Below are 21,780 nucleotides of genomic sequence, written 5' to 3'. Positions count from 1 at the left end.
CAGTCGATGGCCTGGTTGCACACTTGGGTAGGCTTACTGTTCGGCTGGCTGTTGTTCGCTATTTTTCTGACCGGCACGCTTTCCTACTTCAAGGATGAGATTACCCAGTGGATGCAGCCGGAAATTCCGGTGCGCGCTCTGGATGCCGGTGCCAGCGTGCAGCGGGCTCAGGATTATCTGCAAAGCCACGCCGCCGGGGCTACGCGCTGGTTCATCAGTCTGCCGGACGAGCGCACGCCGGGCCTGACGGTTGGCTGGCTGCCCGAAGGCAAGCAGGGCCAGCGCAATAACTTCGTGCGCAAGCTGCTCGACCCGCAAACCGGCAGCGAGGTGCAGGCACGAGACACGCGCGGCGGTGATTTCTTCTACCGTTTTCACTATCAACTGCAGATGCCTTATCCCTGGGGGCGCTGGCTGGCGACGAGCGCCGCGATGGTGATGTTCGTTGCGTTGATCACCGGCATCATCATTCACAAAAAAGTCTTCAAGGAATTCTTCACGTTTCGTCCACGCAAGGGCCAGCGTTCCTGGCTGGATGGGCATAACGCGCTTGGCGTGCTGGTGTTGCCGTTCCATCTGATGATCACTTACAGCAGTCTGGTGATCTTCATGTCGATGGTGATGCCCGCGAGCATCCTCAGCCAGTACGACACGGTTCAGGCGTTCTACCGCGAAGCCTATCCGACCCCGGAAATGCTCAAGCGAGAAGGCAAACCTGCGCCGCTGGTGGCACTTGCGCCGTTGGTCAATGCGGCGAACGCGAAGTGGGACAGCGGGCAGGTGGGTCGGGTGATCGTCAATAATCCGGACGACAGCACCGCCACGGTTCTGCTGACGCGTGATGACAAGGGCAGCATCGTGCCGGATCGGGGCGGCGCGCTGACGTTCAGCGGGGCCAGCGGCGCGTTGCTGAACGAAGTACCCGAGCGCCCCGTTGCGCTGCTGATCTCCAGCGGGATGTACGGTCTGCATGTAGGCCATTTTGCCGAGCCGCTGCTGCGCTGGATGTACTTCATTTTCGGTGTCGCCGGAACCGCAATGATCGGCACCGGGCTGGTGATGTGGCTGGGCAAGCGTCAGCTCAAACACGCCAAAAACGGCGTGCTGCCACTGGAGTTGCGCCTGGTGGAAGTGCTGAACATCGCCAGCATGTCCGGGTTGATGATTGCCGTGGCCAGCTTCTTCTGGGCCAATCGTCTGCTGCCTTCGGGGTTCACCGGGCGTGCCGATTGGGAAGTCAGCGTGTTCTTCACATGCTGGGCGTTGTCAGTGGTGCACGCCCTGGTGCGCAAAGGGCGCAGCGCATGGCGCGAACAGCTGGGGCTGGGCGCGGTGCTGTTTGCCGGGCTGCCGCTGCTCGATCTGCTGACCAGCGGCCGCTATCTGCTGGGTTCGCTGATGTCGGGAAGCTGGGTAATGACGGCCTTTGACCTGACGGCGCTGGTCACCGGGCTGTTCCTTGGCTGTGCGGCACTGAAGTTCAAGGCTGTACCCGCCCGTAAAACATCCGGCGTTGCCTTGCAGCCCACACCTCGGGAGAGCCACTGATGCTGTTGGCTGCCTTGCTGTGCTACGTAGGGTTTACCTGCCTGTGCCTGTCCATGGCGCGCCATTACAGCGAACTGCTCAAGGGGCCGTTTACCGAACAGCGGCGTCGGGCGCTCAAGCTGGTTGGCTGGGGCGCGCTGCTGTTGTCGTCATGGGCGGCGGTTCAGGCTGATGGCTGGATGATGGGCACGGTGCACTGGTTCGCCGCATTGATGAGCAGTGCAGTGTTGCTGGTTGCGTTGCTGCCGTTCCGGCCGCGTTGGGTGCTGGCGCTGGCAGGATGCGGCGTGCTGCTCAGCCCGTTGGCAGCCGTGAGTCAATTATTGGCCTAACGCCAGCCGGTATTCGCCCGGTGTGGCGCCCACGGCCTGGCGAAACCGATTGCTGAAATGGCTGGCGCTGGCAAAGCCGCAGGCCAGCGCTATCTCGCCTAATGGCTTGCCGGTGCTGCGCAACAACTGGCGAGCCTGTTCGATACGTCGCGCCAATAAGTACTGGTGTGGCGGCAAGCCGAAGCTTTCGCGAAACATTCGCGCGAAGTGGTATTCCGACAGCGCGCACATGCCAGCCAGTTGACCGAGGCTCAGCGGATCGGCGAGGTGCATTTCGATGAAGTCCACCAGATGCCGTCGCAGGTGTGGTGCCAGGCCGCCTTTCAGGCGCAACCCCTCGCGCAACCCTACCTGACTGAGCAACGCATGGCTGACCATCTCGTGCGCCAGGCTGCTGGTCAGCAGACGCTCGCCGGGCTCTGCCCAGTTCAGGCGAATCAACTGCCGGAAGCGTGCTGCTTGTGCGGGGTCTTCCAGAAAGGTGTTTTCCCGCAGTTGCATCTCACGCGGCTCGCGATCCAGTAGTGTCACGCAGCCCAGCGCAAACTGTTCCGGGCTGAAATACAGATGCGCCAGACGGATCTCGCCGTTTACCACCCAGGCGGACTCATGACCGGCAGGCAAGATGCACAGCTTGCCCGGCGCACCCTTCTGGTCGGGTCTGCCGCGCCGAAAGGTCCCGGTGCCGTCCTCGATATAGCACGACAGCGTGTGGTGGGTCGGTGCGTGATATTCCTGCGAGTCATGCCGATTGTTCCACAACGCCGCCACCAACCCGTCGCCCAGCGGCGCGCTCTGCTCCAGATTGGCATTGGGTGAACTGTTCAGGGCCTGAAAGACCTGGATGGATTCAATGGCGGGCATGACGATTCCTCTAGGATTTGTATCCTACTCGCTGGCGACGCCGCTGCCAGTAGCGCCTGACGCAAATGCGCAAGATTGTGCAAGCGCTGGCAGAACGGCACGCAGCAGACTGATGGCTCATCAAGGAGCCTGCACCATGAACATTTCGCTTTATCTGCTGACTGTGCTGATCTGGGGTACGACCTGGATCGCCCTGAAACTTCAACTCGGCGATGTCGCGATTCCGGTATCGATCGTCTATCGCTTCGCGCTGGCGGCCCTGGTGCTGTTTGCATTCCTGCTGCTGACAAAGCGCTTGCAACCGGTCAATCGTCGCGGCCAGTTGATCTGTCTGGCGCAAGGTGTGTGCCTGTTCTGCGTCAACTTCATGTGTTTCTACACGGCCAGCCAATGGATACCCAGCGGCTTGATCGCGGTGGTGTTCTCGACTTCGACGCTGTGGAATGCGCTGAATGCGCGGGTATTCTTTCGCCAGAAAATCGCCGGTAATGTTATGGCCGGTGGTGCCATGGGCCTGATCGGTCTGGCGTGTCTGTTCTGGCCCGAGCTGTCCGGGCACAGCGCCAGCCGCGAGACCCTGATCGGTCTGGGCCTGGCCCTGCTGGGCACGCTGTGCTTCTCGGCGGGCAACATGCTGTCGAGCCTGCAACAGAAAGCCGGCCTGCGTCCGCTGACCACCAATGCGTGGGGAATGTTCTACGGGGCGACGATACTGGGGCTCTACTGCCTGCTGAACGGCACGCCGTTCACCTTCGAATGGAACACGCGTTACGTAGGCTCACTGCTGTTTCTGGTTATTCCCGGCTCGGTGATTGCGTTCACCGCCTACCTGACCCTGGTCGGGCGCATGGGGCCGGAACGCGCAGCTTATTGCACTGTGCTGTTCCCGATTGTGGCGCTGAACATCTCGACGTGGGTCGAAGGCTACCAGTGGACCGTGGCTGCCTTGCTCGGGCTTGTGCTGGTGATGGCGGGCAATGTGCTGGTGTTCAGGAAGACCAGGCCGGTTGCCGTCCTGGTCGGCGGCAAACTGGCCTGAGTCGATGTTCATACTCGGTTATAGAGCAGAAACGCCTTAGCCCTTCCACACCTGCGGATTGACCAGGTCCTGCGGCCGCTCGCCCAGCAACGCGTTGCGCAAGTTGTGGTAGGCGCGGTCGGCCATCGCCTGACGGGTTTCGGTGGTGGCTGAGCCGATATGCGGCAGGGTGACGGCGTTCTTGAGCTGGAACAGCGGCGATTCTTTCAGCGGTTCTTTTTCATAGACGTCCAGACCGGCACCGCGAATGGTGCCGTTCTGCAGGGCTTCGATCAGCGCAGGCTCGTCGACAATCGGGCCACGGGCGATGTTGATCAGGATGGCGCCGGGCTTCATCAGGCTCAACTCGCGACGGCCGATCAAATGTTTGGTCTTTTCGCTCAGTGGCACTACCAGGCAGACGAAATCCGCTTCGGCCAGCAGTTGGTCCAGGCTGCGAAACTGTGCGCCCAGTTCCTGTTCAAGTTCGGTCTTGCGGCTGTTGCCGCTGTACAGGATCGGCATGTTGAAGCCCAGACGACCACGGCGGGCGATGGCTGCGCCGATATTGCCCATGCCGACGATGCCCAGCGTCTTGCCGTGCACGTCGGTGCCGAAGTGCGGAGGCTCGATACTGCGTGTCCACTGTCCGGCCTTGGTGTAGGCGTCCAGTTCGGCGACGCGCCGGGCGCTGCTCATGATCAGCGAGAAGCCCAGGTCGGCGGTGCTCTCGGTCAGTACATCCGGCGTATTGGTGAGCAGAATGCCGCGCTCGCTCAGGTAGTCGACATCGTAGTTGTCGTAGCCCACCGAGATGCTGGAAACCACTTCCAGTTTCGCTGCGTTTTGCAGCTGCTCGCGACCCAGCTTGCGGCCGGAGCCGATCAGCCCGTGGGATTCAGGCAAGGCCTTATCAAACTGGGCGTTGATGTCGCCCAGCTTGGGGTTGGGCACGATCACGTTGAAGTCTTGCGCCAGGCGCTCGGCCATTTCTGGAGTAACACGGCTGAAGGCGAGTACGGTTTTTTTCATTGGGCATTCACTCTTGAGCGGTTGAATGAGTAGCACGCTAACATTCCTCTCCGCTCTTTGGCAGCCGCTTTTTACAGTTGTACGATGTCAGAACGAGGACTTGAGTGCCTGCACATGCAGATCCGCTTCATCGGCCGCGAGAATTTCCGGCAGGGAACCTCGCAGGTATTCGACCCAGGTTCTGATCTTGGCATCCAGATACTGGCGTGACGGATAGATGGCATACAGGTTCAGCTCCTGCGAGCGGTAATCGGACAATACGCGCACCAGTGTGCCGTTGCGCAGCCCCTCGATCGCCGAGTAGATCGGCAGAATGCCAATCCCCATGCCGCTGGAAATCGCAGTCTTCATCGCATCCGCAGAGTTGACCAGCAGCGGCGAGCTGTTGATGGTGACCATCTCCTGACCTTCCGGGCCATCGAACAGCCATTTGTCCAGCGGGAACACCGGGCTGACCAGGCGCAGACACGCATGATTCAGCAGGTCGGCAGGCTTGTGTGCCATACCGAAGGTTTTGACGTACTCGGGCGATGCACACACGATGCTGTAGGTAATGCCCAGCCGCTGAGACACAAAGCCCGAGTCTGCCAGTTCGCTGGCCAGCACGATCGACACGTCATAGCCTTCTTCCAGCAAGTCCGGCACGCGGTGGGTCATGGTCAGGTCGAACGCGACATCAGGGTGGTTGCGGCGATAACGGGCGATGGCGTCGATCACGTAATGCTGGCCGACGCCGGGCATCGAATGCACCTTTAGTTGCCCGGCGGGGCGGGCATGCGCGTCGCTGGCTTCGGCTTCTGCCTCTTCGACCGAGGCCAGAATCTGCTCGCAGCGCAACAAGTAGCGCTTGCCTGCTTCGGTGAGAGCAATGCGTCGAGTGGTGCGATTGAGCAGGCGCGTCTGTAAATGTGCTTCAAGGTTGGAGACCGCGCGCGAGACGTTGGCGGTGGTGGTATCCAGCACGGCGGCGGCAGCAGTGAAGCTGCCCGCTTGCGCCACGCAACTGAAGGCACGCATGTTTTGCAGGGTGTCCATGGGTACTTCTCTGAGTAGATGGCAAATTGTGACATGAAGTAACGGATGCATGTATCCAGACCAAAGGATTATCGCCGTTTCAGTAACAAAGATTCACAAATCTCCCCGCTTATCGCCGCGTCAAGCGCCGCCTAGAATCGCCGCCATTCAAGGTGTATTACCTCCGTTCGGGAACTCGCAGCTGTGCCGCGTCGCATCATCAGAGGGCTCTGGCCCGTCGGTATCCTGGCTTTTACGCTGGTCCTCAACGGCTGTATCGGAACACATGGAATCAAACCGCAGGGCAGTTTTCTGCACGCGGACAGCCTGGCCACCGATCAGGCGATTCAGAGCGCCGCCCTCGACGCCCATTGGCCCGCAGCGCAATGGTGGCGTGCCTATGGCGATGCGCAACTCAATCGCTGGGTCGATATTGCTACGCTTGGCAGCCCGGGTCTGGCGCTGGCCGCTGCCCGTGTGCGCCAGGCAAGAGCGATGGCGCAGATCGCCGAGTCATCCGAGTCGGTGCAGGTGCAGGGCAGTGCCAGCCTGATGCGCCACGACTGGCCCGAGGATCAGTTTTATGGTCCCGGAGCGCTGGCCGATACTCGCACCTGGGACAACAATGCGTCGTTGGGTCTGAGCTACGCGCTGGACCTCTGGGGACGTGAACGCAATGCCAGCGAGCAGGCCCTTGATCTGGCTCACGTGAGTGCTGCCGAGCAGCGTCAGGCGCAGCTCGAATTGCAGGAAAACGTGGTTCGCGCCTACATCCAGCTGTCCCTTGAATACGCCCGACTGGATATCGCCGAGGCAGCGCTGGCCCAGCAGCAACAGATACTCGATCTGGCGCAGCGTCGCCTCAAAGGCGGGATCGGCACGCATTTCGAAATCAGTCAGGCCGAAACGCCATTGCCCGAGGCCCACCGGCAGATTGATGCGCTGCAAGAGGCCATCGCCCTGAGCCGCAATCAGCTGGCTGCTCTGGCAGGCAAGGGGCCGGGAGAGGGCGCGGCGCTGCAACGGCCTGCGCTGTCGTTGCACACCGAGCTGAAGTTGCCGTCGGCATTGCCCGCTGAACTTCTGGGGCAGCGGCCTGATGTGGTGGCCGCTCGCTGGCAGGTTGCGGCGCAGGCGCGCGGTATCGATGTCGCGCATGCGGGCTTTTATCCCAATGTCGATCTGGTCGGCAGCCTGAGCTACATGGCCACGGGCGGCGGCATGCTGGAGTTTCTGACCGGCAGCAAGTTGGGTTACAAGGTCGGACCGGCCATCAGCCTGCCGATCTTCGACGGTGGACGCTTGCGGGCGGAACTGGGGCAGGCGTCGGCCGCTTATGACCAGGCCGTGGCGCATTACAACCAAACGCTGGTGATGGCGTTGAAAAGTATTTCCGACCAGCTTATTCGTCGCGCCTCGATGGACAAGCAACAGGCATTTGCCGCCGAGTCGGTAGCGTCGGCACAAAAGACCTACGACATCGCATTGATCGCCTGGCAGCGCGGGCTGACCGATTACCTGAACGTGCTCAACGCCCGGACCCAGTTGTTTCGCCAGCAGCAGATTCAGCAACAGGTCGAAGCCGCGCGCCTTAATGCCTATGCCGGGCTGGTGGTGGCGCTGGGTGGGGAGAGCGGCAGTTGCCATTCCTTACGCACCACGGCCGATCTTGAGTGTGCGAAATGATTGCTGCTTTTGAGCACATGGCGGCGTTGCCCTGGCGTCGTGAATTTCGCAGTTGGGCGCGCAGTGACGGGGTGACCTGGGTTTACCTTTTCAAAGTATTGATCGCTGCTTTTCTGACCTACTGGCTGGCTTTGCGCCTGGAGTTGCCGCAGCCGCATACGGCGATTATCACAGTGTTCATCGTCATGCAGCCGCAGAGCGGGCAGGTGTTCGCCAAAAGTTTTTACCGCCTGCTGGGCACGCTGGCCGGGTCGGCCATGATGGTGCTGTTGATGGCCCTGTTTGCGCAGAACCCGCTGCCGTTTCTCGGCAGCCTGGCGCTCTGGGTCGGGATTTGCTCCGCAGGTGCGGCACGTTATCGCAACTTTCGCGCTTACGGCTTTGTGCTGGCGGGGTATACGGCTGCGATGGTAGGGCTGCCCGCCCTGGCGCACCCCGAAGGTTCATTCATGTCGGCGGTGTGGCGGGTACTGGAAATCACTCTGGGTATCCTCTGTTCCACTGCGGTGAGTGCGGCGATCCTGCCGCAAAGCTCAAGTGCCGCCATGCGCAATGCGCTGTACCAGCGCTTCGGCGTATTCGCCCGCTTCATGGCCGAGGGCTTGCGCGGGGACATTTCACGCACGGCATTTGAAACCGGAAACGTGCGCTTCGTGGCCGAGGCCATCGGTCTGGAAGGGCTGCGCAGCGTCACGGTATTCGAAGACCCGCACATGCGCCGACGCAACGGGCGGCTCAATCGCCTGAACAGCGAGTTCATGGCCGTTACGACGCGCTTCAATGCACTGCATCAGTTGCTTGAACGGCTGCGTCTGGAATGCGCCGATACCGTGTTAGAGCACATCGGACCCGGCCTTGAAGTCCTCGCAGAATTACTTGATGGCTTCGCCGACCGCGCATTGACCAACGATGATGCCGCGGTGCTGGTCACGCGCCTTGAGGCCTGCAGGGCGCAGTTGCCCGAGCGGGTCAGAAGCCTGCGCGCCGAGCTGGAGCACACCCTGCCAAGCGACGCCGAACGACTCGATTTTCATACGGCGTTCGAGCTGCTGTACCGGCTGGTCAGCGAGCTGCATGATTACGCGTTGACCCATGCATCGCTGGCCGATCACACCCATGCGCGTGAACAGTGGAAAGCGTCATTCGTGCCGCGTACCCACTGGATGACAGCCCTTGCGTCTGGAGCCCGCGCGACCTGCGTAGTCGGCCTGATGAGTGCCTATTGGGTGCTGACGGCCTGGCCCAGCGGCGCGAGCATGGTTCTGGCTTCAGCGGCGACTGTTGCGCTTTCATCGACCACCCACAATCCCAGGCGTATGTCTTTGCAGATGGCCGGCGGTACGTTGCTCGGCGCGCTGCTGGGGTTTGTCGAAACCTTTTTTCTGTTCCCGCACATCGACGGCTTCCCGCTGCTGTGCTTGCTATTGGCCCCTGTGTTTGTGCTCGGCGCCTTTCTGGGCTCACGTCCGCAGTGGACGGGATACGGCCTGGGGCTGCTGATTTTTTTCAGCCTGGGCTCGGTGCCGGACAACCTGACGGTCTACAGCCCTTACACCTTCATCAACGATTACCTCGCGATGGTCATCGGCATGCTCATCTGTGCCGCAGCGGGGGCGATCATCCTGCCACCCAACAGCCTCTGGATGTGGCAGCGTCTGGAGCAGGCCTTGCGCAATCAGGTGGTGTTTGCGATTGGCGCACCGCTCAAGCGTCTGGGTTCAAGCTTCGAAAGCCAGACCCGCGACCTGATGCATCAGGCGTACGGTCTGGCGAGCAGCAAACCCCAGGTGCAGCGCGAGCTGTTGCGCTGGATGTTCGTGGTGCTGGAAATCGGCCACGCTATTATCGAGCTGCGCCGCGAACAGGCAATTCTGCCGATTCATCCCGCCTACGCCGAATACCAGCCCTGGCGCATCGCGTTGCGCGTCATGGGGCGCGCCTTGGTACGCCTGTTCATCCAGCCCGATGCGGTCAATCTGCAGCGCTGCCTGTCGGCGGTCGATCAGGCTATCAAGCGGGTACAGGACGCTGATGAGCCGTTCGCCTCGCATTTCGACACGTCGGTGCTGCGCCGGGTGAAAAGTTACCTGCACTTTATCCGCACCTCGCTGCTGGACCCGCAATCGCCGCTGGCCGCTTATGGCGTCGAGTGCACCGCTTCAGGAATGGCTCATGCCGCGTGAGATAGCTTTCCACGGTCTTTACATGCCGACCCTGACACTGATGTTTCTACTTGCCGCCGGCCTGGCGTGGGCGCTGGATCGCCTGCTGGCCGGTTTTGACCTGTACCGGCATTTCTGGCACCCGGCGTTGCTGCGCTTGTGCATGTTTATCTGCATCTTCGGCGCTTTGGCGCTGCCCCTTTATCGTTGACGCCTGAGTCGAGAAATATCCGCATGAAAAAGTTCTATAGCCTGCTTGCCACGTTGCTGGTGCTGGCAATCGCGCTCTGGGTCGGTCGTACGCTGTGGGTCGACTACATGGATACGCCGTGGACCCGTGATGGCCGGGTACGCGCCGATATCATAAATGTGGCCGCCGATGTGTCCGGCACCGTGGTCGATGTGCCGGTGCACGACAATCAACGGGTAAAACGCGGCGATTTGCTGATGCAGATCGACCCGGAGCACTACCGGATCGCAGTCAAACAGGCGCAGGCGTTGCTGGCCTCACGCAAGGCGACGTGGGAGATGCGCAAGCTCAACGCGAAGCGCCGTGCCGACATGGATGAACTGGTCATCTCGGCAGAGAACCGTGACGACGCGAGCAATGTTGCCACCTCGGCGCTGGCCGATTACCAATTGGCGCAAGCGCAGCTGGAAGCGGCCGAACTGAACCTGTCCCGCACACGCGTGCTGGCGGCGGTGGACGGTTATGTCACCAACCTGAACGTGCATCGCGGCGACTATGCGCGTATCGGCGAAGCGAAGATGGCGGTGGTCGATATAAACTCGTTCTGGGTTTACGGTTTTTTCGAGGAAACCAAGCTGCCGCACCTTAACGTGGGCGATCCTGCCGATATGCAGTTGATGAGTGGCGAAGTGCTAAAAGGCCATGTCGAAAGCATCGCACGCGGTATCTACGACCGCGACAACCCGCAAAGTCGCGAATTGATCGCTGACGTGAACCCGACGTTCAACTGGGTGCGTCTGGCCCAGCGCGTACCGGTGCGTATTCATCTGGATTCCGTACCGGAAAGCGTATTGCTGGCGGCGGGGATGACCTGCACGGTGATTGTCAGGCCGCTAGACGGCTGATGATCGAGGACGCAGAGCGTCCAGAACGGCATGCGACGCGGAGCGCACGATAATTGCGATGATCGCTCCCTACGCTCCAGCATTGGGATTGACGAATCGGAGCGTCGCACGATAGGCAGGTGGTCGTTCCGCACGCTCCAGCGTGGGAATGCAGTTCGTGACGCTCTGCGTCACAAGTCGGTGTTCAATCCAAAGCGTTTTCTCAGGCCCATATCCAGTAGCCCTTTGGGCAGCAACCACGCCATCAGCGGCAGCAGGCGTGAGCCGTTGCCCAGGCGCAGCAGGCGTGGCGGATGGGTTTGTTGCACGGCTTTGAGCAGGTCGCGGGCAAATTCTGTAGCAGGAGTAGGGTTGTCCAGTGAAGCCTTTGCACGTGCGCGAATGCCTTCGCGGATAGGCCACCAGGGTGATTGTTCACTGATCAACTGTTCGGCTTCATGACTGGCATTTTTTGCGAAGCTTGACGCAATGGCGCCGGGCTGGACCTCCATCACCTGTACGCCAAATGGTGCCAACTCCAGACGTAGCGCATCGCTGAGGGCATGTACCGCGGCCTTGGAAGCACAGTAAGCACCTGCAAACGGGGTGACCAATACACCTGAAACGCTACCGATATTGACTACCAGGCCTTTGTTGCGACGCAGCGCCGCAAACAGCGCGCGGGTAACGCCGATGACGGAAAACACATTGGTTTCAAACTGCCGCTGCAAGGCCTCCACGCCGCCGTCGAGCAGCGGCCCCATCGCGCCATAGCCAGCGTTATTGATCAACACATCCAGACCGCTGTGCTCCAGCCCGGCGGCCAGTTGCTCCAGCGCCAGTCCGTCGTTGACATCCAGCTGCACGGCAATGAAGCCCGCGGCACTGAGTGCAGCGACATCCTCGGCCTTGCGTGCAGTGGCCCAGACTTCATAGCCAGTAGCTTTGAACGCATCGGCCAGTGCACGACCGATTCCGCTGGAACAGCCTGTAATCAAAGCGATGGGCATGAGGGAGATCCTTGTGATCAGTCCGAGAAGCTGCCTTGCAGATGTTCTGCGCGAAATTCCAGGGTTTGCGGGCGATAGCCATTGCGCAGTGCAGGCAGCGGCACGCAATCCTGCCACGTACCTTTGGCCTGAAGTTCGCCGGGGCCGCGGTAGCGTGCAGAGGTGTAGGTGTTGTCCGCCAGATTCACCGAGTCGCCGGGCGCATAGGCCGCGATCCGCCAGCGCAGCTCCTGCAATGCAACCTGGTTGGTATTGGTGATGCTGACCTGCAACGGACGATCTGCCGGGCAGTTTTGCGGATCGTAACTCAGGCGCATATCCAGACGCTCAAGCTGGCGTGTTTCCCGGCTGTCCTGCCAGATGACGATGGCCGCCACCGCCCCAAGCCCGACCGCCGCAGCCAGCGAGACGGGCAAGGCCTTCGCCGGGTAGCTGAGCAGAAGGATGAGCCAGGTCAGGATCAACAGGATGCCGATAAACATGCAGGTCTCCAGCAAAGGTAATGCTGGACATCCTACAGAACCTGGGAGGGGGACGTCGCGCAAATGAAAAGCCCCCGACAACTCTCTGCGTATAAATCTGCGCAAAGAGTTGTCGAGGGCTGTGTTACCTGTAGCGTGCAGCTAAAACCCTATCAACGAGCGATAGTTTGCGTCTTCACACCCGCTTCCAGCGCGTTCGAACGACCATAGATATCTTCGAAACGCTCGATATCGTCTTCGCCCAGGTAGCTGCCCGATTGCACTTCGATGATTTCCAACGGGATCTTGCCTGGGTTGCGCAGGCGGTGGACCGAGGCGATCGGGATGTAGGTGGACTGGTTTTCGGTGAGCAGGAACACGTTTTCGTCACAGGTGACCTGCGCAGTACCGGATACCACGATCCAGTGTTCGGCGCGGTGGTGGTGCATCTGCAGTGACAGGCAAGCGCCTGGCTTGACGGAGATGCGCTTGACCTGGAAGCGACCGCCCATGTCTACCGAATCGTAGGAGCCCCACGGACGGTACACTTCGAGGTGGTTCTGGGTCTCGGTGCGGCCCTGTTCGTTGAGGGTGGCGACCATCTGCTTGACGCCCTGGACCTTGTCCTTGTGGGCAATCATCATCGCGTCCTTGGTTTCGACGACCACGATGTTGTCCAGACCGATCACGGATACCAGTTTGCCGTTGCCGTGGATCATGCAGTTGCGGCTGTCCTGAATAACCACGTCGCCCTTGGTGACGTTGCCATTGGCGTCCTTGGCGTTGACTTCCCACAGCGACGACCAGCAGCCGACATCGCTCCAGCCAGCCGACAGCGGCACAACACAGGCGCGCTGGGTTTTTTCCATGACCGCGTAGTCGATGGAGTTGTCCGGGCAGCAAGCAAACGTGGATGAATCGATTTCCAGCGCATCGCCGTCCTGCACACTGCGCTCAAGGGTCAGCAGGCAGGTGTCGTAGATGTCCGGATCGTGCTTTTTCAGCTCTTCCAGGAAGCGGCTGGCGCGGAACAGGAACATGCCGCTGTTCCAGTAGTAACCACCGGCTTCGACGAATTCCCTGGCGCGTTTTTCGTCAGGCTTTTCGACGAACTGCGACACGCGGCTGACGCCTTCGGGCAGCAGGGCATCGGCGGTGGACTTGATGTAGCCATAGCCGGTTTCAGGCTTGTTGGCCGGTACGCCGAACAGCACCATTTCGCCGCGTTCTGCGGCTACGGTTGCCAGTGCCAGTGCGCGTTGCAGGGCTTTCTGGTCTTCGATGACGTGGTCGGCTGGCAGCACCAGCATCAGGCCGTCGTTGCCTTCGTTGACCAGCTTCATGGCGGTCAGGGCAACGGCTGGTGCCGTGTTGCGGCCGAACGGTTCCATGAGGATCGCCTGGGTTTCCAGGTTCAGCGCAGCGAGTTGCTCGTTGACGATGAAACGGTGGTCCTTGTTGCAGACCACGATAGGCTCCTGCATGCCTTCGAACACCAGACGCTCCAGGGTTTGCTGGAACAGGGTGTGCTCGCCGGTCAGTGCCAGGAACTGTTTAGGGAATTGTTTACGCGAAAGCGGCCAGAGTCGTGAACCACTACCGCCTGACAAGATAACTGGAATCATTTTGTTTCTCCAAAAGCATTCAATTAGGGCCGTACGAGGTGTCTGTCGTTTCTGTCTTGTTCTTGTTCCGCGCGGGTCGGTTCAGCGCTGATGCCCTGAACCGACCTGCATAATCCGTTTAGCGGGTTGCGACCGGTGGCTTGACCCACACTGGCGAGAGGCTGCTGCCACTGCCGGTGATGTAGAGCACAGCGGCTTCGCCACGCTCTAGTGCCACTGGTTTCACATCGGTGACTTTCTTGTCGCCGTCGTACAGCGCCAGGCTGACTTTGACCGGGTTTATCTCACGCTCGCCGGTGCCTTTGGCCGCTACAGCGTTGACCACTTCGGTCTTGCCGTCGGCGGTTTTCAGAGTCAGGGACTTGTCGCTGAGGTTCTGAACGCGAACCAGGGATTTCTGCTTGTTCTTGAACGGCGGCTCTTCAACCAGCTGCGGTTTGCCGCTGGCGTTGTTGACGATGGTGTAGTAGTGATCACCCGCCAGTTTCACCGGCAGGCTCTGGCTGCCCAGCTTGGCGGTGTAGTCGCCCTGTGGCATGAAGCTGAACGCAGTGCTGCCCAGTGGCGCGACTTCGTTGAGGTTGGTGTTGCCAACGGTGGCGCTGATTTCGGCGTTGCTGGCGTTGTAGACACGCACGAAGGTCGAGCCTTTTGGTGCGGTCGGGCCGTACAGGGCGGAGTCACCGGCGAAAGCTTGCAGGGACATCAGGCCCAGACCTGCGGCCATTGCGCAGGTTTTGAAAATGCGTTTTGCGGCCGAACGGTTGGCAGTAGTGTTAAAAGTCATGAGTCAGTCCTCTCAGTTTTGCGCCCGGTTGGGCGACTCGGATTGTTTGGCGTTGAGCGCCACGTTTTCTTGGGTGTCACGCGATTTCTTCAGCTCGGCGATCCACTTCGGATCGAACTCGCCAAGATCGTTGTGTGCCGGCAGGTAGCGCTCCGGGAATTCCCAGATCACCACTTGCGGCGGGGTGTTCTTGAAAGCATCGGTCTGCAGGTACTTGAGCATCGGCAGAATCGGGCCATGGCCGTCTTCGGCGTAGTTGACGACATCGCTGCGCAGCGCTTCTTTCAAGGCCCCGACGAAGTTCCAGTTAGGGTTGGCGCTGTAGCTGGTACCCACCAGACCCACCGGGATGTCGCTGTCTGCGAACAGTGCGTCACCGCCTGCCGCTTCGCCTGCTACCGGATCGGTACTGCGTTTCTGCAACTCGTCCGGCTTGGGCAGCATGTTGCTGAACAGCGGATCGAGCGGCAGGAATGTAGTCAGGTCACCTTTGTAGGCTTCGGTTCCCTTGGCTTGTGTGACGAACTGCTCAGGTTCGCCTTCCAGTGGTGTTTTCTGGGCAATCGCGGCGCTCAGTTGCTGCGCGGCGACTTCGGCACCCATTGGCGTCCAGTGGGTGTCGGTGCGCAGGAAAACCTGGCCCTGTTGCTTGGCAGCTTGCAGCGGTGCCAGCAGGTCCGGGGCAAAGATCCCGGCCTTGGCGACCTGAGTGTGGAACTGCTGATACAGGTCGGTGTGCAGGCTGGCAGGCTTGCTGTCACCGATGTGCTCCGGGTACAGACGGGTTTTTGCCGGAACAATCGCCAGGACCAGTTTGGTGCCCTGTTTTTCCAGCGCGTCACGCACACCCTGAATGATCGCCAGGTTGTCGGCTTCGTTCTGCTCGCCGTTGGCAACCGCGTCGAACTCTTCGTCGGTGTACAACCACTGGTCCTTGCCAAGCACAACACCCGGACGACCTTCGTTGAACAGTTTGAAGTCCAGCGCTGCCCACAGGTTGGTGCCCAGACGCTTGATCGGGAACTCATCGTCGTAATGAGTTTCCGCCGCCTTGGTCCACTTGCCGTTGAGCACGGTGGTCTCGGCCGAGGTCGAGAACGTGCTGAAACTGCGCAGCGACCAGACGCCCAGGACCAGCAGAATGGCCAGGAAGATGGCGATATAGAGGATTCGTAATGAACGGGTCATGTCAGGCTCCTCAGAACTGGAAGTAAAGGAACGGCGAGAAGCTTTGCGCCGAGAGTTTGAGAATCGAGGCCACGAACAGCAGCAGGATCAGTGCACGCATGGCGTAACGTGGCCAGTCGGCAACCCAGTACGCGGGCTGCACCTGGGCTTCGCTGCCCACGGTGTAGCCTGGCAGGTGCAGACTGCCGGGAGCATCGCCGGGAACGGCCTTGATGGTGCCCGGTTGTGCGGTCGCAGGACCGTCAGCCTTGGCGCTCTTGCCGGTGTCTTTTTCGCGGTTCTGGTAGAAGTCGCGCAGACCGAAGAACGCCAGCGTCAGATAAGCCACCACCAGTGTCGCAACTTGCAGACCGGTCAGGCTGGCGCGGTTGAGTTCCGAAAGCTGCCACTCGCCGAAGCTGAACATGGCGCTGTACATACGACCGGCGACATGCAGGTTTTCGGCGCGGAAGATGACCCAGCCTATGACCACCAGCAAGAAGGTCAGTGCCCAGCGAATCGGGTTGAAGCTGTAAGGCTTGGTGTTGATGCCGACCGCTTTCTCGATGGCCAGCCACATGCCGTGCCAGGCACCCCAGATGATGTAGGTGACGTTGGCACCGTGCCACAAACCGCCCAGCAGCATGGTCAGGAACAGGTTGCGATAAGTCGCGAACTTGCCGCCACGGTTGCCGCCCAGGGTGATGTACAGGTAGTCACGCAGCCAGGTGGACAGGCTGATGTGCCAGCGACGCCAGAACTCGGTGATCGACTGGCTGATGTAGGGCTGCTTGAAGTTTTCCATGAAGCGGAAACCCATCATCAGACCCAGACCAATGGCCATGTCGCTGTAACCGGAGAAGTCGAAGTACAACTGCGCGGTGTAGGCCAGTGCGCCCAGCCAGGCATCGCCGGTGGTCGGGTTCTGCAGAGCGAAGCAGTGGTCGGCGACCACGGCCAGGGTGTCGGCGATGAACACTTTCTTGATGAAGCCCTGCATGAAGCGCGTGGCACCTTCAGAGAACTTGTCCAGCGTGTGAGTGCGGTTGTTGAACTGGTCGGCCAGGTCGCGGAAACGCAGCACGGGGCCGGCGATCAAGTGCGGGAAGATCGCGACGAATGCAGCGAAGTCGATCAGGTTGCGCGTGGCCGGGGTGTCGCCGCGGTAAACGTCGATGATGTAGCTGATGGACTCGAAGACATAGAACGAGATACCGATCGGCAACAGCACGTGGGTCAGGATGAACGGTTCAAGACCCATCGAGGTCATGGCTGCGTTGATGCTGTCCACACCGAAGTTGGCGTATTTGAAGTAGCCCAGAATACACAGGTCCACGATTACGCCGAGCAGCAGCCAGCGCTGTGCCGGTTTGGTCCGCACACCTGCTGCGCCTACCTTTAGACCGATCCAGTAGTTCCAGACGGTCACGCCGACGAACAACGCCAGAAAGTCCACACGCCACCAGGCGTAGAAGATATAGCTGGCAATCAGCAACAGCAGATTGCGATAGCGTTGCCCGCTCAGGTAGTACAAGCCGAGGAAGATCGGCATGAACAGGAACAGGAACACGTTGGATGAGAAAACCATCCTTATCTCTCCGTTTGTCCAACATTCAAGGGCTCAAAGCCCCCCCAAACCCCCCGTTGAAATTGGGGGGTAAAACACGTCGCGTTACGGCTTGTCGGTGAAGCAGCTCAGGCGAGGTCCGGTCTCATGGATGCATCGCTTGGGCGTGGGGCTTCGCGGACAAGTCCGCTCCTACAAATAACAACAGTGAATCAGGAGCCGTCGTTATCGCCCTTGTCGCCTTTCTCGTGCGTTGGGTCGTAAACCTTGGTCAGGTCACCGCCCAGGCGGAAAGTCTTGAACGGCTGCTTTTCGTGTTTCTCTTCCAGCACATCCGGGCTGCAGGCGTAGAGCGAGCAGTACGGTTCGAGCCAGGCGAATTTCGGATCTTTCTTCAGGTCCGTCATGTCCTGTTTCTCGCCGTTGTGTTCAGCGAAAATCGAAGGATCCTTGACGCCGGCCAGCACACGGTCACCCAGGCGCTTCAAGGCACCATTGTTTTCCGGACGCAGATCGACACCGTTGGCCTGGGCGAAACTGGCGATCATCGCGAGCGGCGGCAGTGCGTAGTTGTGATACGACAGCGCGCGTTGACGACGCTTCATCTCGTTAGGCAGGAAACCGTCCTTGTCCACCTGATTGGCGGCGACCTTGTATTCCTTCACAGCCCAGTCGAAGAGGTCCTGTCGATTGGTGGCTACGGCGGTTGCCATCACTGACCAGGCGGCCCAGTACGAGTGGTTGTTGATTTTTTCCAGCGGCAGGTTGCTCCAGTCGCTGACCACCTGGTCGGCCAGCTTGCTGAACCATGCTTCGATGATCTTCGCGTCCTGCTGACGATTGGCCAGCGGATGCGACTCTGAGAACTTCAGACGCAGGTAGGCGGAGGACATGCTGCCCAGTGCCCATTTGCGCATTGACTTGCCGGTGTGGTTGAACTCGCGAGATTCCAGCGCATCGGCCTTGGCCCAGGTAGTCATAATGTTCAGCGCGCAATCGAGCTGTTCCGGACGACCGTCGCGCATGTACTGCATCACGACTTTGCTGACGCCGCGCTCAAGGTCGGTGATGTCCTTGGTCGCATCGCGAAAGGCTTCTTCCGACACGGCGTTGAGGGTCGCACGTGCCTTGTCCGAACCTTCGTACTTGCTGCGGAAAACCAGCTTGTCGGTGTACGGCTTTGGAATGGCTTCACAGCTGAAATTGTGATCGCCCGTCTTCATTTTTTCGATCGGGGCGTCATAGCCCTTGGGTGGAACCAGTGCGGCGGACGCACCCGTAGCCCAGGCCATCGATGACAGAATTGCCATCGACAGCAGGGTAGGGCGTATCAGTTTAGGAGTCTGCATAAGTCACCTCATAGTCCGGCTTGAGCGGTGTGTGTCGCAGCGCTCGGGAACACGTTGCGTTTGCATACTTTGGCTTCGACTTTCTGTGGTGCCGTGCCTGCTTCCGGTCCCTGGATCTCCAGCGCCAGCAATTGCTGGTTAGCCCAGTCCTCGTCTTCGCGCAGTTCGAACGCGAAGCGTCCGTCAGTATCGGACGTTTCCGGTTTTTCGATTTTCAGATCTTCGTGACGCCCGTTCATGTACCAGAGCCTGGCTTGAAGGACTTTCACCGAAGTATCGTCAAACTTGATATCGATCTGATTGCTGCCGTTGCGGATATCCTTGATGCCATTCTTGCCATTGACCAGCAATTCGTTGGTACCCGGCTTAAGCGTGGTGCTGGCGCTCATGACGGCAGGCTTGCCTTCACAGCCGTTGTCCAGCAGCGACATCATCTGGCGATAGATGGTCTCCTGATCCAGGCGATACAGCGGCGAGAATTCCCAGATGAGAATCTTCGGCGGACGCTTCTGGAAGTCTTCACTGCCCAGGTACTGCAGCATCGAACCTTCCAGACCACCACCAGGGAACGCTACGTTCAACACGTCGGCACCCATGTATTCCTGCAGGAAGCCAGCGAAGTTGTAGTTCTTGCCGCTGTGACTGGTGCCGACCAGCGTGATCTCCGGATTGCCGGAATCGCCGAACAGGTCACCGTCGCCCGCCTCACCCTTGGGTTCGGTGGTGAACTGATCCATGTACTGGATCGCATAGCTGGTGCCGCACAATTGACCCGCCATATTGTGCAAAGTGCCCGTTTTGCCCATGCGTCCGGAAATATGGCTTTCGAACTCACGCTTGGGGATGTCGCTGTAACCCGGAACCTTCTTCACGGTTTCAGCGACGATTTTCGCCGTGCGTTGTGCGCCGTAAGGCGTCCAGTGCTGGTCACCGCGGAAGTAGAAGTCATGCGCCTGCTGCTCGTTGGTCAACGGCGACAGGTCCGGGACCCAGTAACCCATCTTGCTGAAGCGGCCGAGCATGGCCTGATAGTTTTTCAGCGCCTTGTCGTAGTCGAACTTGTCGCGCTCAGCTGGAAACAGCTTGTTGCGATCTACCAGACCACGGGTCGGCTGATACACCACGACCAGTTCGACGCCTTTGCTTTTGAACGCATCGTGCAGTTCTTTCATGCGGCGGTAGCCGGCAGGCGTGGTGTCGAATTCGGTGCGCAGGTCTTCCTGAGTCCGGAACAGCCAGTCGCCCTGAGCCTGGACCAGTGTGGTGAAGTTCTGCTGATAACGCGTGGTGTAGTTTTTCGCGTCATGCGCGGCCGGGCACAGAGAGCAGCAAGGCTCGGCCTTGAACGTCGGCGCTTGCGAGTCGTCTGCCCGAGCGACACCAGCGGCGGCCATCAAGGCGGCGGTGAGGCTGGACAGGCTCAACAGCTTGATCAGATGTGCGTGCATAACAATACCCTTCCTCATTCCCGCAGCTCGGTCTGGCTTTCGACGGGGTCGATCAATACGGCTTTCTTCTGGCGTACCAGCAGGTCGAGGATTTCGTCCTGGCGCTCACCGAGCACGCCGTTGAGGCTGATACCGACTTCTTTGGTAGGCATCAGCATCGAGACGCGATACAGCTCGACACTCAGTGGCGAGTCAATGGACAGCGGGCCGGAACCATTGCTGGACAGTTCGCCGCCAACCATGATCAGCGAGACCTGAGCGTCGAACGGATCGAGCTCAATGTCGCGGTCGGTGTCGCTCAAGTCCTTGATGTGGCCGTAAACGCCCATCAGGCCGTTGCCCATGGCGACGTTCTCGTACAGCTTGATATTCACGCTGTTACGCACGCGGATACCGTGGCGGCGGTTGGCGATCACGCGATTGCCCCACAGCAGGTTGTTGCCGCTTTCGTACAGGGTGATGCCGTCAGTGTGGTTCTGGTAAATCTCGTTGTAGGCGACGATGTTGCCGACGCTGTTACGGTCCAGAACCACGCCGGACAATTTGTTGTTGTGGCTCTTGTTGCGGAAGATGAAGCTGTTGTCGACTTCCCGGGAAATGATGATCCCGTGCTTCTTCTTGGTCCCGTAAACGTCGTTTTCGGCGATGATCAGACCGTGCGAACGGTCGTGCGGGTCAATGCCGTAAATGATGTTGTCGCGGTAGGTGTTGCCTTTGACCACGAAATCGCGGGTTTCATAGCAGTAGAAGCCGTACCACATGTCCGAGAACTCTGAATCGATGATCCAGCCTGTCGGTTCGGCACGCTTGAGAATCTTCGCGGTGTTGGGTGTGTACTGGGAAATACTGATGCCATAGGACTTGCTCTGGTCGTAGCCCATGCTCGCCATTTTGGTATTGGCGATCCAGGTTTCCGAGCCACCCCAGGTCAACAGAAACGGACGAAACTCGTCAGGCTTGCGATAGGTCGCCAGGCTGTTGCGGGTTTCACTCCAGGCGTTGACCTGAGTGTGGGTGATCAGCATCTTGCCTTCGCTGACGATGAACGAACCTTTTTCCTGAGACAGACGCAATTCCTTGGTCTTGCTGTCGATCTCGAAGATCCCGGTCTCCTTGATCAGAATCGGCAGGCGCGCCACATAGACACCCGGCGACACTTCATTGAGAAACTGCTTGGGGACCTTTTTGGCCAGGTCCTGCAGGCTCACGTAGCCGTCGGAAATCATGATGGCCTGCGGGATGCCGCGCTGACGGTTGACCCATTCGGCCATCTTGTTATCGCCGCCGATGAATTCCTTCAGGCCGGTTTCTTCCATCATCCGCGATACAGTCACCTTACCCGGCTTGTTGCGCACGATCTTTTTCAAGGCGGCTTCTGCGGTATAGCCCTTGAGGTCTGGCAACACCGGCTTGGACATTTCCAAGGGCTCGGTCGGCGGGCTGGTGATGGTGTAGGTCTTGGCCTGGTGCAACTCCTTGACCACCGCCTTCTGTGCATCGGTTACGACAGGGGCGTTAGCCAGCGCCACACCGCTGGCCATCAGCAGAGCGCTGGTCAGCAGTGCGCTTTCGAGCAGGGCATGCGGCCAGCTTCGGCTACGCCCATTGCTTGTATGACTGTTCATCTCTGGCACTC

19 protein-coding genes are annotated in these 21,780 nt (G+C 59.8%); 7 read left to right on the top strand and 12 right to left on the bottom strand.

The genetic code is table 11. The features are described from left to right. The first annotated feature begins 6 nt into the window (after positions 1 to 6). On the top strand, positions 7 to 1,548 hold the full coding sequence (locus AC4ANK_RS23380; RefSeq protein ID WP_031595153.1) for a PepSY-associated TM helix domain-containing protein: 1,542 nt from the start codon (positions 7 to 9) through the stop codon (positions 1,546 to 1,548). Continuing rightward, entirely contained in the window at positions 1,548 to 1,880 is a 333-nt protein-coding gene (locus tag AC4ANK_RS23375) for a DUF3325 domain-containing protein (RefSeq protein ID WP_002552236.1), read from the top strand. The genes AC4ANK_RS23380 and AC4ANK_RS23375 overlap by 1 nt, the downstream gene beginning before the upstream one ends. On the opposite strand, the gene AC4ANK_RS23370 is transcribed toward AC4ANK_RS23375, so the two are convergent. Continuing rightward, positions 1,869 to 2,744: an AraC family transcriptional regulator gene (locus AC4ANK_RS23370; RefSeq protein WP_002552237.1), complete on the bottom strand. Its 876-nt coding sequence runs from the start codon at positions 2,742 to 2,744 to the stop codon at positions 1,869 to 1,871. The two genes, AC4ANK_RS23375 and AC4ANK_RS23370, sit on opposite strands and share 12 nt — an antisense overlap. A gap of 136 nt (positions 2,745 to 2,880) precedes the next feature. Between AC4ANK_RS23370 and AC4ANK_RS23365 the strand changes: the two genes are divergently transcribed. Next, entirely contained in the window at positions 2,881 to 3,783 is a 903-nt protein-coding gene (locus AC4ANK_RS23365) for a DMT family transporter (protein ID WP_002552238.1), read from the top strand. Between the two features lie 36 nt (positions 3,784 to 3,819). On the opposite strand, the gene AC4ANK_RS23360 is transcribed toward AC4ANK_RS23365, so the two are convergent. Then, positions 3,820 to 4,794, bottom strand: a complete 975-nt coding sequence (locus AC4ANK_RS23360; protein WP_002552239.1) for a 2-hydroxyacid dehydrogenase — start codon at positions 4,792 to 4,794, stop codon at positions 3,820 to 3,822. 87 nt (positions 4,795 to 4,881) lie between these two features. Continuing rightward, on the bottom strand, positions 4,882 to 5,829 hold the full coding sequence (locus tag AC4ANK_RS23355) for a LysR family transcriptional regulator (RefSeq protein WP_002552240.1): 948 nt from the start codon (positions 5,827 to 5,829) through the stop codon (positions 4,882 to 4,884). Between the two features lie 183 nt (positions 5,830 to 6,012). On the opposite strand from AC4ANK_RS23355, the gene AC4ANK_RS23350 reads away from it, so the two are divergent. The 4 genes from AC4ANK_RS23350 to AC4ANK_RS23335 are packed head-to-tail and all read left to right on the top strand — an operon-like array spanning position 6,013 to position 10,751. Beyond that, positions 6,013 to 7,494 (top strand): efflux transporter outer membrane subunit, encoded by a 1,482-nt coding sequence (locus AC4ANK_RS23350; protein ID WP_002552241.1) that lies wholly within the window; start codon positions 6,013 to 6,015, stop codon positions 7,492 to 7,494. Next, positions 7,491 to 9,677 carry an FUSC family protein gene (locus tag AC4ANK_RS23345; RefSeq protein WP_002552242.1) on the top strand — a complete coding sequence of 729 codons (2,187 nt, stop codon included), beginning with the start codon at positions 7,491 to 7,493 and terminating at the stop codon, positions 9,675 to 9,677. Before AC4ANK_RS23350 ends, AC4ANK_RS23345 begins: the two co-directional genes overlap by 4 nt. Then, positions 9,667 to 9,867 (top strand): DUF1656 domain-containing protein, encoded by a 201-nt coding sequence (locus AC4ANK_RS23340; RefSeq protein WP_002552243.1) that lies wholly within the window; start codon positions 9,667 to 9,669, stop codon positions 9,865 to 9,867. The genes AC4ANK_RS23345 and AC4ANK_RS23340 overlap by 11 nt, the downstream gene beginning before the upstream one ends. Positions 9,868 to 9,890: 23 nt before the next feature. Further along, positions 9,891 to 10,751, top strand: coding sequence for an efflux RND transporter periplasmic adaptor subunit (locus tag AC4ANK_RS23335; RefSeq protein ID WP_460384376.1), 861 nt, complete (start codon positions 9,891 to 9,893; stop codon positions 10,749 to 10,751). A gap of 170 nt (positions 10,752 to 10,921) precedes the next feature. Here the strand turns inward: AC4ANK_RS23335 and AC4ANK_RS23330 are convergent, their stop codons facing one another. The 9 genes from AC4ANK_RS23330 to algG all read right to left on the bottom strand — a co-directional run bounded on the left by AC4ANK_RS23330 (position 10,922) and on the right by algG (position 21,769). Then, on the bottom strand, positions 10,922 to 11,740 hold the full coding sequence (locus AC4ANK_RS23330; RefSeq protein ID WP_002552245.1) for an SDR family oxidoreductase: 819 nt from the start codon (positions 11,738 to 11,740) through the stop codon (positions 10,922 to 10,924). Between the two features lie 17 nt (positions 11,741 to 11,757). Further along, positions 11,758 to 12,222 (bottom strand): hypothetical protein, encoded by a 465-nt coding sequence (locus AC4ANK_RS23325; protein WP_002552246.1) that lies wholly within the window; start codon positions 12,220 to 12,222, stop codon positions 11,758 to 11,760. A 152-nt stretch (positions 12,223 to 12,374) separates the two neighbouring features. After that, on the bottom strand, positions 12,375 to 13,826 hold the full coding sequence (locus AC4ANK_RS23320) for a mannose-1-phosphate guanylyltransferase/mannose-6-phosphate isomerase (protein WP_031595145.1): 1,452 nt from the start codon (positions 13,824 to 13,826) through the stop codon (positions 12,375 to 12,377). A gap of 118 nt (positions 13,827 to 13,944) precedes the next feature. Continuing rightward, positions 13,945 to 14,613 carry an alginate O-acetyltransferase AlgF gene (locus tag AC4ANK_RS23315; protein ID WP_002552248.1) on the bottom strand — a complete coding sequence of 223 codons (669 nt, stop codon included), beginning with the start codon at positions 14,611 to 14,613 and terminating at the stop codon, positions 13,945 to 13,947. Positions 14,614 to 14,625: 12 nt separating this feature from the next. Beyond that, a complete protein-coding gene (locus tag AC4ANK_RS23310; protein ID WP_460384379.1) occupies positions 14,626 to 15,801 on the bottom strand; it encodes an alginate O-acetyltransferase in 1,176 nt (391 codons plus the stop codon). 10 nt (positions 15,802 to 15,811) lie between these two features. Further along, the gene (locus tag AC4ANK_RS23305; RefSeq protein ID WP_005732684.1) at positions 15,812 to 17,368 is read right to left on the bottom strand and encodes an MBOAT family O-acyltransferase; all 1,557 of its coding nucleotides are present in this window, start codon (positions 17,366 to 17,368) and stop codon (positions 15,812 to 15,814) included. A 191-nt stretch (positions 17,369 to 17,559) separates the two neighbouring features. Continuing rightward, positions 17,560 to 18,696: a mannuronate-specific alginate lyase gene (locus tag AC4ANK_RS23300; RefSeq protein WP_002552250.1), complete on the bottom strand. Its 1,137-nt coding sequence runs from the start codon at positions 18,694 to 18,696 to the stop codon at positions 17,560 to 17,562. Between the two features lie 8 nt (positions 18,697 to 18,704). Then, positions 18,705 to 20,144, bottom strand: a complete 1,440-nt coding sequence (locus AC4ANK_RS23295; protein WP_002552251.1) for an alginate O-acetyltransferase AlgX-related protein — start codon at positions 20,142 to 20,144, stop codon at positions 18,705 to 18,707. A gap of 14 nt (positions 20,145 to 20,158) precedes the next feature. Next, on the bottom strand, positions 20,159 to 21,769 hold the full coding sequence (algG, locus tag AC4ANK_RS23290) for a mannuronan 5-epimerase AlgG (RefSeq protein ID WP_031595140.1): 1,611 nt from the start codon (positions 21,767 to 21,769) through the stop codon (positions 20,159 to 20,161). Between the last annotated feature and the right edge of the window lie 11 nt (positions 21,770 to 21,780).

This window comes from Pseudomonas sp. Pmew2, from assembly GCF_058129885.1.
Note: the sequence above shows the minus strand (reverse complement) of the source record. Positions and strands in the feature narration are given on the sequence as shown.

Coding starts and splice junctions, on each gene's coding strand:
- AC4ANK_RS23380 (WP_031595153.1), top strand. CDS start 7: ATGGCCTGGTTGCACACTTGGGTAGGCTTACTGTTCGGCTGGCTGTTG.
- AC4ANK_RS23375 (WP_002552236.1), top strand. CDS start 1,548: ATGCTGTTGGCTGCCTTGCTGTGCTACGTAGGGTTTACCTGCCTGTGC.
- AC4ANK_RS23370 (WP_002552237.1), bottom strand. CDS start 2,744: ATGCCCGCCATTGAATCCATCCAGGTCTTTCAGGCCCTGAACAGTTCA.
- AC4ANK_RS23365 (WP_002552238.1), top strand. CDS start 2,881: ATGAACATTTCGCTTTATCTGCTGACTGTGCTGATCTGGGGTACGACC.
- AC4ANK_RS23360 (WP_002552239.1), bottom strand. CDS start 4,794: ATGAAAAAAACCGTACTCGCCTTCAGCCGTGTTACTCCAGAAATGGCC.
- AC4ANK_RS23355 (WP_002552240.1), bottom strand. CDS start 5,829: ATGGACACCCTGCAAAACATGCGTGCCTTCAGTTGCGTGGCGCAAGCG.
- AC4ANK_RS23345 (WP_002552242.1), top strand. CDS start 7,491: ATGATTGCTGCTTTTGAGCACATGGCGGCGTTGCCCTGGCGTCGTGAA.
- AC4ANK_RS23340 (WP_002552243.1), top strand. CDS start 9,667: ATGCCGCGTGAGATAGCTTTCCACGGTCTTTACATGCCGACCCTGACA.
- AC4ANK_RS23335 (WP_460384376.1), top strand. CDS start 9,891: ATGAAAAAGTTCTATAGCCTGCTTGCCACGTTGCTGGTGCTGGCAATC.
- AC4ANK_RS23330 (WP_002552245.1), bottom strand. CDS start 11,740: ATGCCCATCGCTTTGATTACAGGCTGTTCCAGCGGAATCGGTCGTGCA.
- AC4ANK_RS23325 (WP_002552246.1), bottom strand. CDS start 12,222: ATGTTTATCGGCATCCTGTTGATCCTGACCTGGCTCATCCTTCTGCTC.
- AC4ANK_RS23320 (WP_031595145.1), bottom strand. CDS start 13,826: ATGATTCCAGTTATCTTGTCAGGCGGTAGTGGTTCACGACTCTGGCCG.
- AC4ANK_RS23315 (WP_002552248.1), bottom strand. CDS start 14,613: ATGACTTTTAACACTACTGCCAACCGTTCGGCCGCAAAACGCATTTTC.
- AC4ANK_RS23310 (WP_460384379.1), bottom strand. CDS start 15,801: ATGACCCGTTCATTACGAATCCTCTATATCGCCATCTTCCTGGCCATT.
- AC4ANK_RS23305 (WP_005732684.1), bottom strand. CDS start 17,368: ATGGTTTTCTCATCCAACGTGTTCCTGTTCCTGTTCATGCCGATCTTC.
- AC4ANK_RS23300 (WP_002552250.1), bottom strand. CDS start 18,696: ATGCAGACTCCTAAACTGATACGCCCTACCCTGCTGTCGATGGCAATT.
- AC4ANK_RS23295 (WP_002552251.1), bottom strand. CDS start 20,144: ATGCACGCACATCTGATCAAGCTGTTGAGCCTGTCCAGCCTCACCGCC.
- algG (WP_031595140.1), bottom strand. CDS start 21,769: ATGAACAGTCATACAAGCAATGGGCGTAGCCGAAGCTGGCCGCATGCC.